Origin of the sequence: Streptomyces sp. NPDC048254, assembly GCF_043201895.1 — a bacterium.
In the GTDB taxonomy this organism is placed as follows: domain Bacteria; phylum Actinomycetota; class Actinomycetes; order Streptomycetales; family Streptomycetaceae; genus Streptomyces.
The window spans coordinates 1,014,640-1,030,032 of record NZ_JBICZJ010000001.1 but is presented as its reverse complement, the minus strand read 5'-3'; the positions used below and the strand labels follow the sequence as shown (position 1 = coordinate 1,030,032).

The following is a 15,393-nucleotide window of genomic DNA, read 5'->3' as shown; positions in this document are numbered from 1 at the left end:
CCGCCCGGCTCCCCCGCAGGGAGAGGCACCCGCCGATCATGACCGTCCTCCGCCGCAGCGCCGCGGTGCTGGCCGCCACCGCCGTCATCGGCGCCGCCACGCCCGCCATGACCGCGACGGCCGCCGACGACCCGTCCCCGTCCGCTTCGACGGTGCTCCCGTCGGGGCTGTTCGGCAGCATGGATCCCAAGTACGACGGCGTCTGGCGTCAGTCGCTGGCCCTGCTCGCCCAGCACACGGTGGGCCTGACCCCGGCCGCGAAGGCGGTGGACTGGCTGGCCGGGCAGCAGTGCGCGAACGGCTCGTACGCGGCGTTCCGTGCCGAGCCGGCCGCGGCCTGCGGCGCCAAGGTGACGGTCGACACGAACAGCACGGCCGCCGCCGTACAGGCGCTGGCGGCGCTCGGCGGGCACGACGACGCCGTCGGCAAGGCGGTGACCTGGCTGAAGGCCCAGCGGAACAAGGACGGCGGCTGGGGTTACACCCCCGGCTCGCCCAGCGACACCAACTCCACCGGCGTGGTGATCGGCGCGCTCACCGCGGCCGGCGAGAGCCCGGACAAGGCGGCGGCCGACCTCATCGCCAAGTGGTCCATCCCCTGCGACGAGGACGGCGGCGGCGGCCTCGCCTACCAGCCGGACAAGAAGGGGAAGCTGGCCGCCAACGCGGACGCGACCGCCGCCGGGGTGCTCGGTCTGCTCGGCAAGGGGTTCGCGGCCACGGCCGGGAAGGCCCCGGCGGAGGGCTATGCCTGCGCCGACTCCGACAAGGCGCTGACCCCGGCGGACGTGGCCCGCAACGGCGCCGCGTATCTGGCGGACGCCACGGACGGCCAGGGACACCTGGTCTCCGCGCTCGCCGGCGCCAAGCCCCAGCCGGACTACGGCAACACCGCCGACGCGGTCGTGGCCATGGCCGCGCAGGGCTGGACCAAGCAGGCGCGGAAGCCGTACGCCTGGCTGGAGGCCCACGCCGTGCCGTGGGCGAAGCAGAGCGGGCCCGCGGCCTATGCCGAGCTGATCTTCGCGGCGCACGCGATGGGCACGGATCCGCGTGACTTCGGCGGTACGAACCTGGTGACGGCGCTCAACGCGACGGGCCCGGCCCCCGCGGCCGCGGCCGCGCACACCAAGGAGAAGAAGGACTCGTCGGGCACCAGCGTCTGGTGGATCGTCGGTACCGGGCTCGTCGCCGGCATCGGCATCGGCTTCCTGTTCAGCGGGCGCCGGAAGCAGCGGCAGCCGTGACCCGCGTCCGCCGTGCGGCGCTGCTGGTGATGGCCGCGCTGACCCTGCTGGCGACCGCGGCGCCGGCGGAGGCGGCCGGTTACCGCTACTGGTCCTTCTGGGAGCGGGACGGCTCGCGGTGGACGTACGCCACGCAGGGACCCGCCACGGCGCGGCCGGACGACGGCGCTGTCGAGGGGTTCCGGTTCGCGGTGAGCGAGGACTCGGGGGACGCGTCGCAGCCACGCGGGACGGCGGCCTTCGGGACGATCTGCGCCGACACGGCCGCCGTCCGGGGGAAGAAACGGGTGGGGCTGGTCATCGACTTCGGTACGACGGCGGACGCGCCGTCCGCGCAGCGGCCGCCGGTGCGGCGGACCGCGTGCGCGGTGGTGCCGGACGATGCGACGGCGGCGGAGGCGCTGGCCGCGGTGGCCAAGCCGTTGCGGTACGACGCGAACGCGTTGCTGTGCGCGATCGGGGGGTATCCCGAGAAGGGATGCGGGGAGAAGGTGGCGGCGGGCGGTACGTCGGCCGGTGGAACGTCGGGCGGCGGGCCGTCGGTGGGACTGCTGGCCGGTGCGGGGGTGGTCGTGGTGGTGGCCGCGGGTGCTTTCTGGCAGGCGCGGCGGCGAAGGAATGCGTGATCGTCACAGTGCGGGTGGGCGGGGGCTGGTCGCGCCCACGCGGCGGAGTCGCGGATCGATACGGCCCGCGCCCCTTCGCGGCGCACCCCATGAGCGCGGGCGGGTGACACCCCCCGTGCCCCGGTCCCGGCGTACCCGAGGCCTGCACCCCGGTGCCTGGTGGCTCTGGGCGCTCTCCCTCGGTGTCGCCGCCTCGCGGACCACCAACCCCCTCCTGCTCGCCCTTCTCGTCGCGGTCACCGGCTACGTCGTGGCCGCCTGCCGGAGCCGGACGCAGGGGTCCCGTTCCTACTCCGCCTTCGCCAGGCTCGCCCTCGCCGTCCTGCTCGTCCGCCTCGCCTTCACCGTCCTCCTCGGCTCCCCCATCCCCGGCTCGCACACCCTCGTCACCCTCCCCGAGGTCCCGCTCCCCCACTGGGCGCAGGGCATCCGGCTCGGTGGCCGGGTCACCGCCGAGGCGCTGGCCTTCGCCCTCTACGACGGCCTCAGGATCGCCACCCTGCTGATCTGCGTCGGCGCCGCCAACGCGCTCGCCGATCCGGCCCGTCTTCTGAAGTCGCTGCCCGGCGCCCTGTACGAGCTGGGCGTGGCCGTGGTCGTCGCCCTCACCTTCGCGCCGAACCTGATCGCCGACGTCCAGCGGCTGCGCGCCGCCCGCCGGCTGCGCGGCCGCCCCGACTCCGGCGTCCGGGGTCTGCTCCAGGTCGGACTGCCGGTCCTGGAGGGCGCGTTGGAGCGCTCGGTCGCCCTCGCCGCGGCGATGGACGCGCGCGGTTACGGCCGCAGCGCCGACGTACCGGACCGGGTCCGTCGTACGACGGCCGCGCTGACCCTCGGCGGGCTGCTCGGGGTGTGCGCGGGAACGTACGGGCTGCTCAGCGCCGAGGGCGGCGGTTACGGGCTGCCCCTGCTGCTGGCCGGGGTGGTCGCCGCGCTGGCGGGGCTGCGGCTCGGTGGCCGCCGTTCGCTGCGCACCCGCTACCGGCCGGACGCGTGGGACGCGCGGGCCTGGCTGGTGTCCGGGTCGGGCGCCGCCGTCGCCGGGCTGCTGGCGCTCGCCGCGGTACGGGATCCGGACGCCCTGCAGCCCGGGGTCGTACCGCTGGTCGCCCCCACGCTGCCGCTGTGGCCCGCGGCCGCCGTGCTGCTCGGGCTGCTGCCCGCCCTCGTCGTGCCGAAGGAGCCGTCGTGATCCGTTTCGAGGACGTCTCCGTGACGTACGAGGGCGCGGCCCGGCCAGCCGTCCGGGGTGTCGACTTCGAGGTGCCGGAAGGTGAACTCGTCCTCCTGGTGGGCCCGTCCGGTACCGGCAAGTCGACGATCCTGAACTCCGTCAGCGGGCTGGTGCCGCACTTCACCGGCGGCACGCTGCGCGGCCGGGTCACCGTCGCCGGGCGGGACACCCGCACGCACAAGCCGCGTGAACTCGCCGATGTCGTCGGCACGGTGGGGCAGGATCCGCTCGCCCACTTCGTGACCGGCACGGTGGAGGACGAACTCGCCTACGGGATGGAGTCGTTGGGTATCGCGCCGGCCGTGATGCGGCGCCGGGTCGAGGAGACCCTCGATCTGCTGGGGCTCGACGGGCTGCGGCACCGGGCGATCGGCACGCTCTCGGGCGGGCAGCGGCAGCGGGTCGCGATCGGGTCGGTGCTCACCCCGCACCCGGAGGTCCTGGTCCTCGACGAGCCGACCTCCGCGCTCGACCCGGCCGCCGCCGAGGAGGTGCTGGCCGTGCTCCAGCGGCTGGTGCACGACCTGGGGACCACGGTGTTCCTGGCCGAGCACCGGCTGGAGCGGGTGGTGCAGTACGCCGACCGGGTCGTGCTGCTTCCGGAGCCGGGGGCCGCGCCGGTGTGTGGCACTCCCGCCGAGGTGATGGCCGTGTCGCCGGTGTGCCCGCCGGTGGTGGAGCTGGGTCGGCTGGCCGGGTGGTCACCGCTGCCGATGACCGTACGGGACGCCCGGCGCCGGGCGTCCGGGCTGCGAGAGCGCCTCGCCGGTCGGACGGCCCCGGACCATGGGACCCCCGACACCTCGGCGACCCCGAACCATCGGACCCCCGGCGCCCCGGCGACCCCCGCCACCACTCCCGGCACCGGGTCGGCCGAAGCCCAGCGGCCCACCGCCACCCCCGCCACCACTCCCCCCACCGGGCGGGCACCACACCGCTGGTGGCCCGCCGCCCCCGGCGCTCCCCGCGCCGGGCGGCCCGGAATCCAGGGGTCCGCCGCCTCGGCGGGCCCCTCGGCTCCCGTCCCTCCCCTCGCCGAGGTCCGCTCCCTCGCCGTCCGCCGGGACCGGGTGGACGCGCTGTGTGGTGTCGATCTCGCCGTCGCGCCCGGCGAGACCGTCGCCCTCATGGGCCGTAACGGCGCCGGGAAGTCCACGCTGCTGGGCGCCCTGGTCGGGCTGGTGGAGCCGGGCTCCGGGACGGTCCGGGTCGGCGGGGCGGTGCCGCATCGCACCCGCCCGCGGGACCTCGTACGCCTGGTCGGTCTGGTCCCGCAGGAACCCCGTGACCTGCTGTACGCCGACACGGTCGGCGCCGAGTGCGCGGCCGCCGACCGGGATGCCGGAGCGGCGTCCGGGACCTGTCGTGAGCTGGTGTCCGGGCTGCTCCCCGGGGTCGCCGACGCCACCCATCCGCGCGATCTGTCCGAGGGACAGCGGCTGGCGCTGGCACTGGCCGTCGTACTGACGGCCCGGCCGCCGCTGCTCCTGCTGGACGAGCCGACCCGGGGCCTCGACTACGCGGCGAAGGCCCGGCTGGTCGGCGTGCTGCGCGGGCTCGCCGCCGACGGGCACGGGATCGTGCTGGCCACGCACGACGTGGAGCTGGCCGCGGAGATCGCGCACCGGGTCGTGCTGCTCGCGGAGGGCGAGGTGATCGCGGACGGGCCGACGGACGACATCGTCGTGTCCTCGCCGTCCTTCGCCCCGCAGGTGACGAAGGTCCTCGCGCCGCAGCGGTGGCTGACCGTGGCCCAGGTGCGGGAGGCACTGGCATGACCGGCCCGGTGCGGCTCGGCCCCCGTTCCCTGGCCGCCCTCGTCCTCGTCAGTGCCGTCGGCGTGGTCGCGGTCGGCTGGCCCTTCCTCGCCCCGCCGTCCTCCCGGCTCACCTCGCACGCCCAGGACGCGCCCTGGCTCTTCGCGGGCCTGCTGCTCCTGCTGGTCGCCGTGCTCGGGGCGACGATCTCCGAGTCGGGGCTCGGTCCGAAGGCCGTCGCCATGCTCGGCGTGCTGGCCGCGACCGGTGCGGCGCTGCGGCCGATCGGCGCGGGCACCGCCGGGATCGAGCCGATGTTCTTCCTGATGGTGCTGAGCGGGCGGGTGCTGGGGCCGGGCTTCGGGTTCACCCTCGGCTCGCTCACCATGTTCGCGTCGGCGCTGCTCACCGGCGGGGTGGGGCCGTGGCTGCCGTTCCAGATGCTGGCGATGGGCTGGTTCACGATGGGGGCCGGGCTGCTGCCGGGTGCCGGGCGGCTGCGCGGGCGCGGTGAGCTGGCGCTGCTGGCGGGCTACGGCTTCCTGGCCGCGTTCGGCTACGGCATGGTCGTGGACCTGGCCGGCTGGCCGCTGCTGGCCGGCACCGCCTCGAACATCGCCTTCGACCCGCACGCCGGGCCCGCCGCCAATCTGGCCCGGTTCCTCGCCTACAGCCTGGCCACCGCCATGGGCTGGAACCTGGGCCGTGCCCTGTGCACGGTCGTCCTCACCCTGGTCCTCGGGCCGGCCCTGCTGCGGACGCTGCGCCGGGCGACCAGAAGGGCCGCTTTCGAGACCGCCGTCACATTCGACGGCCCCGGGGCGTGAGGCGTCGTACGCACCCGGTGACGCGACCGGTGAAGCACCCCACATGACGCACGTCACCTACGATCCGGACTAGTAGACAGGCTTTTCCTAAATGTCCGATTCGCCAGGGGCCCTGACCTGCACATTGAGAGCCACGCCACACAACGGACCATCACCGCCAATGCGACCACAACTAGTAAAAGGGGTGATTGCGGACGGGTTTCCGGCCTGCTTCTCTGGACGACGTCGCCAGGCACCACCGGCTCCCAGCGGGCCACGGAGCCGACGCACACGGCCACCGCCTACGGGTGGTTCCGGAGCACGGCGACCCCCTGTCCCCGACGAACGAGGTTCTCCGTGTCCGTGTCCATCATCCGCCGCATCGCCTCCCCGAAGAAGGTCCTCACCGCTGCCGCCGTGGCCGCCGCCACCGCCGGTATGGCGCTGAGCGCGGCGCCCGCCCAGGCCGCCACCGGCTCGGCCTCCTCCGCTCAGACGATCGCGCACAAGATGATTCCGGACGCCGCGCAGTTCAACGCGTTCAGCAAGATCGTCTCGCATGAGAGCGGCTGGAACCCCAGCGCCACCAACAGCTCCTCCGGCGCCTACGGCCTGGTCCAGGCCCTGCCGGGCTCGAAGATGGCGTCCGCCGGCTCCGACTGGAAGACCAACCCGGCCACCCAGATCAAGTGGGGTCTGGACTACATGAACTCCCGCTACGGCAGCCCGACGGCCGCCTGGAGCTTCTGGCAGGCCAACGGTTGGTACTGAGCCGGCCGACCCGCTCCCCCGCACCTCGGCACCCTCGCCCCCTCCTCCCGGGCGAGGGTGCCGACGCATGTCCGGACGTGGTGGACTGATGTCCCAGAGCCGCCGGACCCCGGGGCCGGGCAAGCCCCCGGTCCGGCGCGTCCCCACCGGAGGAGCGATACCCACGGCGACACCGACCCCCGATCCCGAGACCCGCGGTGTGCGGCTGGTGTTCGTACTGCTGGCCCTGACCATGATGAGCGGCATGATCGACGCCGTCAGCTATCTCGGCCTCGGCCATGTCTTCACCGCGAACATGACCGGCAACGTGGTGGTCCTGGGCTTCGCGGCCGCCGGGGCGCCCGGCTTCTCCGTCCCCCACTCGGCGGCCTCGCTGGCCGCCTTTCTGCTGGGCGCGGCGGTGGGCGGCCGGGTCTCGGCCCGGTTCGGCGGCAGCTCCCGCCGGCGGTGGATGCGGGTGACCCTGGCCGCGGAGGCGGTCCTGTTGGCCGCGTCCGCCGTGGTGGCCTTCGCCCGGCACGGCGGGACGGCGACGACGTACACCCTGATCGCGCTGACCGCCTTCGCGATGGGTCTGCGCAACGCGAGCGTCCGCAAGCTGGGGATCCCCGACCTGACGGCGACCACGGTCCTGACGACGACCCTGACCGGCCTGGTCTCCGAGTCCCACCTCGGCGACGCCACCAGGCCGCACTCCCCGCGCCGCGTTGCCGCGGTCCTCGCGCTGGTCGCCGGCGCGGTCCTGGGCGCCTGGCTGGTCCTCCACGAGAACCTGGGGATCCCGCTGCTCGTCACGGCGGTGGTCGCCGGGGCGCTGGCGGTGGTGGCGTCCGGACAGGAGTGACGGGAGTGACGGGAGCGTGCGGCGCCGGCGTCTCGGGGGAGGCAGGAACGGGGCGTGGGGAGGGGGTGCTCCTGCCTCCCTCGGGGCGGGCCGGCGGCGCCGGGAGCCGTCGGCCCGGGTCGCGGGGTTACGACGTGGTGACCTGGAGGTGCTTCACCCCGTTGATCCACGCCGAGCGCAGCCGGTCCGGGTCGCCGACCAGGCGCAGGGTCGGCATCGCGTCGGCTATCGCGTTGAAGATCAGGTCGATTTCGAGGACCGCGAGGGACTTGCCCAGGCAGTAGTGCGGGCCGCCGCCGCCGAAGCCGAGGTGGGGGTTGGGGTCGCGGGTGATGTCGAAGGCGTCGGGGTCGGTGAAGACCTCGGGGTCGTGGTTGGCCGAGGCGTAGAAGACGCCGACCCGGTCGCCCTTGCGGATCAGCTTGCCGCCCAGCTCGGTGTCCTGGGTGGCGGTGCGCTGGAAGGAGTTGACCGGGGTGGCCCAGCGGACGATCTCCTCGGCGGCGGTCGACGGGCGCTCGCGCTTGTAGAGGTCCCAGGCCTCGGGGTGGGTGAGGAAGGCGTGCATGCCGTGGGTGATGGCGTTGCGGGTGGTCTCGTTGCCGGCCACCGCGAGCATCAGCACGAAGAAGCCGAACTCGTCGGAGTTCAGGTTGCCCTCGTCCTCGGCCGCCACCAGCGTGGAGACGATGTCCTTGGCCGGGCACTGCTTGCGGTCGGCGGCCATGTTCATCGCGTAGGCGATCAGCTCGGTGGCCGACTCGGCGCCCACCTCCTCGGTGATCGCGTACTCCGGGTCGTCGTACGAGATCATCTTGTTGGACCAGTCGAAGATCTTGGCCCGGTCGTCCTGCGGGATGCCGATCAGTTCGGCGATCGCCTGGAGGGGGAGCTCGCAGGCGACCTCGGTGACGAAGTCGAAGGGGCCGGAGTGGGCGCGGGCCGCGTCGGTGATCGCCAGCGCGCGGGTGCGCAGCCGCTCCTCCAGAGCACGGATCGACCGGGGCGTGAAACCGCGCTGGATGATCTGGCGGACCCGGGTGTGCTCGGGCGGGTCCATGTTCAGCAGGATCAGCCGCTGGGCGTCGATCGCGTCCCGCTGCATGTGCTCGCCGAAGCGGATGATCGCGGTGTTGAGCCAGGACGAGAAGATCTCGGGGTGCGTGGAGACGTACTTGACGTCCGCGTGCCGGGTGACGGCCCAGTAGCCGTCGTCCGCGAAGCCGGCTATGCCGTGCGGCTGTTCGATCCAGCGGACCGGTTCCGCCCGGCGCAGCTCGGCGAACTCCGGGAGCGGCACCCGGTGATGGAGCAGATCGGGGTCGGTGAGGTCGAACCCGTCGGGCAGTGCGGGACAGGGCATGGCGGCTCACTCCCACCGTGTACGAACCTGGATACGTATGCCTTACGACGACCATCTGATGGACCATCAGAAAGAGCCGGTTGCCGTGAAGGTAGTAACGGGTTCTACAAGTCGCAAGGGGCACGGTCACCCCAATTGCGTGCACCCCCCTTGCGATTGCGGACGGGCTGTCAGCAGACTGCACACAGAACTAGTACGCGTTCTAGTTCTGCGTGGCGGGCCGGGCCGGGACGCCCCTGCGCCGCGCGGGTGACCGAGGAGAGGACCGAGCCCCCATGGCCGCGGAACCCGTGATCGTCGAAGCCGTACGCACCCCCATCGGCAAGCGCGGCGGCGCGCTGGCCAATCTGCATCCCGCCTACCTCCTGGGCGAGACCTACCGAGAACTCCTCGGCCGCACCGGCATTCCCGCCGACGCGGTCGAGCAGATCGTCGGCGGCACGGTGACCCACGCCGGCGAGCAGTCCATGAACCCCGCGCGTACGGCCTGGCTGACCGTCGGGCTGCCGTACGAGACCGCGGCCACCACCGTCGACTGCCAGTGCGGCTCCTCGCAGCAGGCCTCGCACATGACCGCCAACATGATCGCCGCCGGGGTCATCGACGTCGGGATCAGCTGCGGGATCGAGGCGATGTCGCGGGTGCCGCTGGGCTCCGGCTCCAAGCACGGGCCGGGCAAGCCCTTCCCCGACGAGTGGAACGTCGACCTGCCGAACCAGTTCGAGGCCGCCGAGCGCATCGCCCGTCACCGGGGCCTGACCAGGGAGAACGTCGACTCGCTCGGGCTGCTCTCGCAGGAGCGGGCGGCGTACGCCTGGGCCGAGGAGCGCTTCAAGCGGGAGACCTTCGCCGTGCAGGTGCCGACGACGGAGGAGGAGCAGCACGCCGGGCAGGGCATGTGGCGCCTGGTCGACAGGGACGAGGGCCTGCGCGACACGTCCATGGAGGCGCTGTCCGGTCTGAAGCCGGTGATGCCGACGGCGGTCCACACCGCGGGCAACTCGTCGCAGATCTCGGACGGCGCGGCCGCCATCATGTGGGCGTCGAAGCGGATGGCCCGCGCCCTGAAGCTGCGCCCGCGGGCCCGGATCGTCGCCCAGGCCCTGGTCGGCGCCGACCCGCACTTCCACCTCGACGGCCCGATCGACGCGACCCGGGCCGTGCTCGGCAAGGCCGGCATGACCCTCAAGGACATCGACCTGGTCGAGATCAACGAGGCGTTCGCGTCGGTGGTGCTGAGCTGGGCCCAGGTCTTCGAGCAGAGCCTGGACAAGGTCAACGTCAACGGCGGCGCGATCGCCCTGGGCCATCCGGTGGGGGCCACGGGCGCCCGCCTGATCACCACGGCCCTGCACGAACTGGAGCGCGCGGACAAGGAGTTCGCCCTGGTGACCATGTGCGCGGGCGGCGGCCTGGCCACCGGGACGATCATCCAGCGCCTCTGAGAAGCGCCCCGAAGGGGCGCGGGGCTGTATTGAATGTGCGGCTGCCGCCGCGTGGGCGCGACCAGCCACGACGGCGCCGCGGACGAACGACAGCGCACCGCGGCGCTTCCAGCCGAGCGCGCAGCGCTGGCAGGCGTCAGCCGGGAGCCGGCACCGTCACCGGCTCCCGGTCCTCCTTGTCGGCCCCCGCCACCCGCAGGGCCCGAGCCCGCGGCCCCTGCAGCAGATACCCGACGCCGAACCCCGCGCCGACCACCGCCGCACCCCCCACCGCGTCCAGGACCCAGTGGTTGCCCGTGCCGATGATCGCCGAGACCGTGAACAGGGGGTGGATCAGGCCGAGGGCCTTCAGCCACCACGTCGGGGCGACGACGGCGATGACGATCCCGCACCACAGCGCCCAGCCGAAGTGCAGCGAGGGCATCGCCGCGTACTGGTTGGTCAGCTCGGTGAGGGTGCCGTAGTCCGGCTTGGCGAAGTCCTGCGGGCCGTGCACGGTGTCGATGATGCCGAGCCCCGGCATCAGACGCGGCGGGGCCAGCGGGTAGAGCCAGAAGCCGATCAGGGCGAACGCGGTGGCGAAGCCGAGGGCGGTACGGGCCCAGCGGTAGTCGACCGGGCGGCGGACGTAGAGGACCGCGAGGACGGTCAGCGGGACGACGAAGTGGAAGGACTCGTAGTAGAAGTCGAGGAAGCCGCGCAGCCGGCCGATGCCGTACACGGTGTGGTTGACCCAGTGCTCGATGTCGAGGTGCAGGAACCGCTCGATGTCGAGGATCTGGTGCCCGTGGTGCTCGGCCCGGACCCGCCCGGAGGTGCCGTCCCCGTCCCCGGCGGCGGCCAGCCGGATCTGCTGGTAGGCGAAGTAGACCAGCCGCATCGCGACCAGTTCGAGGAAGAGGTTCGGCCGGGTCAGGACCCGGCGCAGCCAGGGGGCCAGCGGCACCCGGCCGAAGCGGGCCGGCACCGGCTCCGCGTAGTCCGTCGGGACCGGGCGGGCGAACTCCGGGTCGGTGCGGGACAGGAACGGTACGACCGTGGCCGCGGCCAGGGCGGCCAGCAGGACGGCGTTGTCGCGCACCGGCACGAAGAGGGACTGGTTCGGCAGCAGCGCCTTGGCGGGCAGCGTCATCACCATGACCACCACGACCGGCCACACCGACCGGTCGGCGGCGCGCCGCCCGGTCCGGCCGACCACCGCGAGCAGCACCCACAGCAGCTGGTGCTGCCAGGCGGCCGGCGACACCGCCACCACCGCGCAGCCGGTGATCGCGACCGCCAGCAGCAGCTGCCCGTCCCGGGCGTAGCGCACCGCGCGGCGCAGCGCGAAAACGGCCACGGTCGCACCGAGCGCCAGGAACAGGACGATCTCCAGCGGGCCGCTCAGCCCGAACCGCAGCAGGGCGCCGTGCAGCGACTGGTTGCCGAGCTCGTCCGCCTGGCCGCCGAGGCCGACGCCGGCGATGTGGTGGACCCAGTACGTGCCCGAGTCGTGCGGCAGCGCCGCCCAGGCCAGCGCCGTGCACGCGGCGAAGGTGACGCCGGAGGCGAGGGCGGCCCGGCGGCGGCCGGTGAACCAGAGCAGCGGGGCGAACAGCAACAGGGCCGGCTGGAGCGCGGCGGCCAGGCCTACGCACAGGCCGCCGTCGCGCTGCCCGCGGGCGGCGAAGCAGCCGAGCAGGACGAGCAGGACCGGGATGATGCTGGTCTGGCCGAGCCAGAGGGTGTTGCGAACCGGCAGCGAGAGCATCAGCAGGCTGACGGCGACCGGCGCGGCCAGCAGCGCGGTACGGCGGCTCACCGGCTGCGGCAGCGCGCGGGCGGCGACCAGGCCGAGGGCGACCACCAGCAGCAGCGTGCCGAAGGTCCAGCCCCAGCCGAGGGCCTGCTCGGCGGCCTTGGTGAGCGGCTTGAGCACCAGCCCGCCGAACGGGGACCCGGTGAACTGGGTCGAGTCGTAGAGCGAGCCCTTGACGTGCAGCACGCCCTCCGGGCCGACCCAGGTCTCCAGATCCGTCAGCCGGTCCCCGCTCGGGGTGCCGAGGACCACGGCCATCTGCCGTACGGCGAGGATCGCGGCCACCGCCCACAGCCCGAGCCGGGCCATTCTGAACCGCGTCCCTGGTTCCGCTCCCCCGAACGCGTCTCCCGGTCTCCCACTGTGTTCCACGTTCGCCACGCCGCGCCGGCCTCCCGCCCCGCTCGTTCGCTCTGAGAACCCTGAGAACCCCCATGAGGCTCCCATTCCTTTCTGTGAGAGACGCGGGCAACCCCCTCTTCACCTGACGTCCGTCCGCGTTCTGTCCGGAAGGCGACAGGCCGGAAGGGGTGCGGCTGCCCGCGTGGAGCGCGACAAGGATCACAGCGCGTGGTCCGCATACGGCCACGGGAGGGGGCATACGTCCCTGCGTACACCGCATTTAGCTGCACAATGCACGGATGCGTGTACGCGACGTAACGGGCCCAAGTCCTCCTATCGTCGCTTTTCGACCCGTCCGGCGCCGTACGGGCCGCGCCCCCGTCCCCGTCGAAAGGTAGGCGAGCCCCGTTTTGGCGACCGCCACAGCCGTCACCCCGTCCGTCAACATCCCCGGCCCCCGTAGGGCCGCCCCAGCGCCGACCGTCACCGACCCCGCGCTGGTGAAGCGCGCCGTGAAGGCGGCCGCGCTCGGCAACGCCATGGAGTGGTTCGACTTCGGCGTCTACAGCTACATCGCGGTGACCCTGGGCAAGGTCTTCTTCCCGTCCGGCAACCCGACCGCCCAGCTGCTGTCCACGTTCGGCGCCTTCGCCGCGGCCTTCCTGGTCCGCCCGGTCGGCGGCATGGTCTTCGGCCCGCTCGGCGACCGCGTGGGCCGCCAGAAGGTCCTCGCCGTCACCATGATCATGATGGCGGCCGGCACCTTCGCGATCGGCCTGATCCCCTCGTACGCGACGATCGGCGTCGGCGCCCCGATCCTGCTCCTGGCCGCCCGCCTGGTGCAGGGCTTCTCGACCGGCGGCGAGTACGCGGGCGCGTCCACGTTCATCGCCGAGTACGCGCCGGACAAGAAGCGCGGCTTCTTCGGCAGCTGGCTGGAGTTCGGCACGCTCGCGGGCTACATCGGCGGCGCGGGCCTGGTCACCCTGATGACGGCCCTGCTCTCCGACGGCGACCTCACCTCCTGGGGCTGGCGCATCCCGTTCCTGATCGCGGGCCCGATGGGCATCATCGGCCTCTACCTGCGGATGCGCCTGGAGGAGACCCCCGCGTTCGCCGCCGAGGTCGAGAAGGCCGAGCAGGCCCGCCCGAAGGTCCCGCTGCGCGAGATGATCACCGGCCAGTGGAAGGCCCTGCTGCTGTGCATGGCCCTGGTCCTGGTCTTCAACGTCACGGACTACATGCTGCTGTCGTACATGCCGAGCTATCTGACGAGCGAGCTGAAGTACGACGAGACGCACGGCCTGCTGGTGGTCCTCGCCGTCATGACCCTGATGATGATCGTGCAGCCGTTCGCCGGCGCGCTCACCGACCGCGTCGGCCGCCGCCCGGTGATCGCCGCGGGCTGCGCGGGCTTCCTGCTCGTCTCCGTCCCGGCCCTGCTCCTGATCCGCCAGGGCAGCCTGCTGGCGGTCGGCCTCGGCATGGGCGCCCTGGGCCTCCTCCTGGTCTGCTTCACGGCAGCGATGCCGGCGGCCCTCCCGGCCCTCTTCCCGACCCGGGTCCGCTACGGCTCCCTGTCGATCGGCTTCAACGTCTCGGTGTCCCTCTTCGGCGGCACGACCCCGCTGGTGGTGACGGCCCTGATCGGAGCGACGGGCGACATGATGATGCCCGCGTACTACATGATGGCGGCGGCGATCATCGGCGGCTTCGCGGCCTGGCGCATGACAGAAACCGCAGGCAAGCCCCTGCCCGGTTCAGCACCGTCGGTCGAAGCGCCCCTTTCGGGGCGCGGGGAACTGCGCAAAACCCCCACTCACCTGCACCGTTCGAACGATCCGTCCCGTCTGCCCGTACCGTCGGTAGACAGACGGTAGCCGTCCGGAAGTACCCCCTCGGGCCACGCCTTCCGCTATACCGTCTGAAGTCCTAGATCGACGGTACGGCGGAGGGCATCGGTTCATGATCGGCCAGCGGCGACCCCGCCGACGCACACGCTTACTCACGGTCCTCCTCCTGCTCACCGGCATCCAGCTCGGCTGGCTCGCCGCCCCCGCCTTCGCCTGCGGCTGCGGCGCCCTCGTCCCCGCCGGCCGGCAGCAGGTCACCGTCGGCCGGGAGGAGTCGGTCCTCCGCTGGGACGGCACCCGCGAACAGATCGTGATGCGCCTGACGGTCGACGGCGACGCCGACCGCGCCGCCTGGATCATGCCCGTCCCGCACCGCGCCACCGTCGCCCTCGCCGACCCGGCCCTCTTCGACGAGCTGCACACCCTCACCGCCCCGGTGCACCGCACCCGGTACCACTTCTGGCCCCAGAACGGCGACTGGCCCCTCACCACCGGCGGTACCACGACGGCCGGCCCGCCCGACGGCGCCGCGAATGCCCCCGGCGTCGGCGTCGTCGGCCGCCGGCGGCTCGGCCCGTTCGACGTGGCCCAGCTGACCGCCACCGACCCCGGCGCCCTGGACGGCTGGCTGCGCAGCAACGGCTTCCCGTTCCCACCCCGCCTGGACACCGCGCTCCGGCCGTACGTCGAGCAGCGCTGGGAGTACGTCGCGGTCCGGCTCGCCCCCGAGACCGCGGGCACCACGCTGAACGGCGCCCTCGACCCCCTGCGCCTCGCCTTCGCCAGCGACCGGCCCGTCTACCCGATGCGGCTGTCCGGACTCGCGGCCACCCCGCAGTCGCTGGGCCTGTTCGTGCTCGCCGCCCACCGCATGGAGCCGCGCGCGGCGATCGGCGGCGAGCGCCCGAGGGTCGTCTACGCCGGCCGGCTCAGCCGTCCGACCGGCGATCTCCGCGAACTCGCCGCCGGCACCCCGTATCTGACGGCCATCGGCCAGGAGTTTCCGTACCCGTCCCGGATCTCCGACGACCACGTGCTGCGCCGGGCGTCCTCGGACACCCCCGTCCAGCAGGTCGTCTACGAGGACCGGCTGCGCGAGGCGGCCGGGATCCCGCTGTGGCTGCTCACGGTCGGCGCCGCACTGCTGCTGGCCGTCACGGTCGCCTCCCTGGTAGCCGTACGACGCTCCCGCCGCCCGGCCCTGCCCCCACCGCCGGTACAGCCCCCGCCACCGGTCCAGCCGCCCCCGCCCCCGGCCCAGCCCCCTGCGCCGATCGGCTGAGTTCCGTCCGGTACCGGGGCGGGAG

At 73.3% G+C, this 15,393-nt stretch carries 12 protein-coding genes; 10 read left to right on the top strand and 2 right to left on the bottom strand.

Annotation, left to right across the window (positions count from 1 at the left end):
* The first annotated feature begins 38 nt into the window (after positions 1 to 38).
* The 7 genes from ACGFZQ_RS04660 (at position 39) to ACGFZQ_RS04630 (ending at position 7,285) form a co-directional block, all read left to right on the top strand.
* Positions 39 to 1,247: a prenyltransferase/squalene oxidase repeat-containing protein gene (locus ACGFZQ_RS04660; protein ID WP_393839134.1), complete on the top strand. Its 1,209-nt coding sequence runs from the start codon at positions 39 to 41 to the stop codon at positions 1,245 to 1,247.
* Positions 1,244 to 1,873, top strand: a complete 630-nt coding sequence (locus tag ACGFZQ_RS04655) for an SCO2322 family protein (protein WP_393839133.1) — start codon at positions 1,244 to 1,246, stop codon at positions 1,871 to 1,873. The genes ACGFZQ_RS04660 and ACGFZQ_RS04655 overlap by 4 nt, the downstream gene beginning before the upstream one ends.
* A complete protein-coding gene (locus ACGFZQ_RS04650; RefSeq protein ID WP_393839132.1) occupies positions 1,866 to 3,065 on the top strand; it encodes a CbiQ family ECF transporter T component in 1,200 nt (399 codons plus the stop codon). Before ACGFZQ_RS04655 ends, ACGFZQ_RS04650 begins: the two co-directional genes overlap by 8 nt.
* Positions 3,062 to 4,885 carry an ABC transporter ATP-binding protein gene (locus ACGFZQ_RS04645; RefSeq protein WP_393839131.1) on the top strand — a complete coding sequence of 608 codons (1,824 nt, stop codon included), beginning with the start codon at positions 3,062 to 3,064 and terminating at the stop codon, positions 4,883 to 4,885. The genes ACGFZQ_RS04650 and ACGFZQ_RS04645 overlap by 4 nt, the downstream gene beginning before the upstream one ends.
* Complete coding sequence (locus ACGFZQ_RS04640) at positions 4,882 to 5,691, top strand: ECF transporter S component (RefSeq protein WP_393839130.1); 810 nt, start codon at positions 4,882 to 4,884, stop codon at positions 5,689 to 5,691. Before ACGFZQ_RS04645 ends, ACGFZQ_RS04640 begins: the two co-directional genes overlap by 4 nt.
* A 336-nt stretch (positions 5,692 to 6,027) precedes the next feature.
* Complete coding sequence (locus ACGFZQ_RS04635) at positions 6,028 to 6,441, top strand: transglycosylase SLT domain-containing protein (protein WP_351731677.1); 414 nt, start codon at positions 6,028 to 6,030, stop codon at positions 6,439 to 6,441.
* A 232-nt stretch (positions 6,442 to 6,673) separates the two neighbouring features.
* Positions 6,674 to 7,285 (top strand): YoaK family protein, encoded by a 612-nt coding sequence (locus tag ACGFZQ_RS04630; RefSeq protein WP_393839242.1) that lies wholly within the window; start codon positions 6,674 to 6,676, stop codon positions 7,283 to 7,285.
* 127 nt (positions 7,286 to 7,412) lie between these two features.
* Here ACGFZQ_RS04630 and ACGFZQ_RS04625 read toward each other — a convergent pair whose 3' ends face one another.
* Positions 7,413 to 8,648, bottom strand: coding sequence for a cytochrome P450 (locus ACGFZQ_RS04625; RefSeq protein WP_393839129.1), 1,236 nt, complete (start codon positions 8,646 to 8,648; stop codon positions 7,413 to 7,415).
* Positions 8,649 to 8,923: 275 nt separating this feature from the next.
* Between ACGFZQ_RS04625 and ACGFZQ_RS04620 the strand changes: the two genes are divergently transcribed.
* Positions 8,924 to 10,093, top strand: coding sequence for a steroid 3-ketoacyl-CoA thiolase (locus ACGFZQ_RS04620; RefSeq protein WP_393839128.1), 1,170 nt, complete (start codon positions 8,924 to 8,926; stop codon positions 10,091 to 10,093).
* Positions 10,094 to 10,229: 136 nt separating this feature from the next.
* Here ACGFZQ_RS04620 and ACGFZQ_RS04615 read toward each other — a convergent pair whose 3' ends face one another.
* Positions 10,230 to 12,272, bottom strand: coding sequence for a phosphatase PAP2 family protein (locus tag ACGFZQ_RS04615; protein WP_393839127.1), 2,043 nt, complete (start codon positions 12,270 to 12,272; stop codon positions 10,230 to 10,232).
* A gap of 371 nt (positions 12,273 to 12,643) precedes the next feature.
* Between ACGFZQ_RS04615 and proP the strand changes: the two genes are divergently transcribed.
* Both proP and ACGFZQ_RS04605 read left to right on the top strand, forming a co-directional pair.
* Complete coding sequence (proP, locus tag ACGFZQ_RS04610) at positions 12,644 to 14,113, top strand: glycine betaine/L-proline transporter ProP (protein WP_393839126.1); 1,470 nt, start codon at positions 12,644 to 12,646, stop codon at positions 14,111 to 14,113.
* 85 nt (positions 14,114 to 14,198) lie between these two features.
* Positions 14,199 to 15,368, top strand: coding sequence for a DUF2330 domain-containing protein (locus ACGFZQ_RS04605; protein WP_393839125.1), 1,170 nt, complete (start codon positions 14,199 to 14,201; stop codon positions 15,366 to 15,368).
* Positions 15,369 to 15,393: the final 25 nt, after the last annotated feature.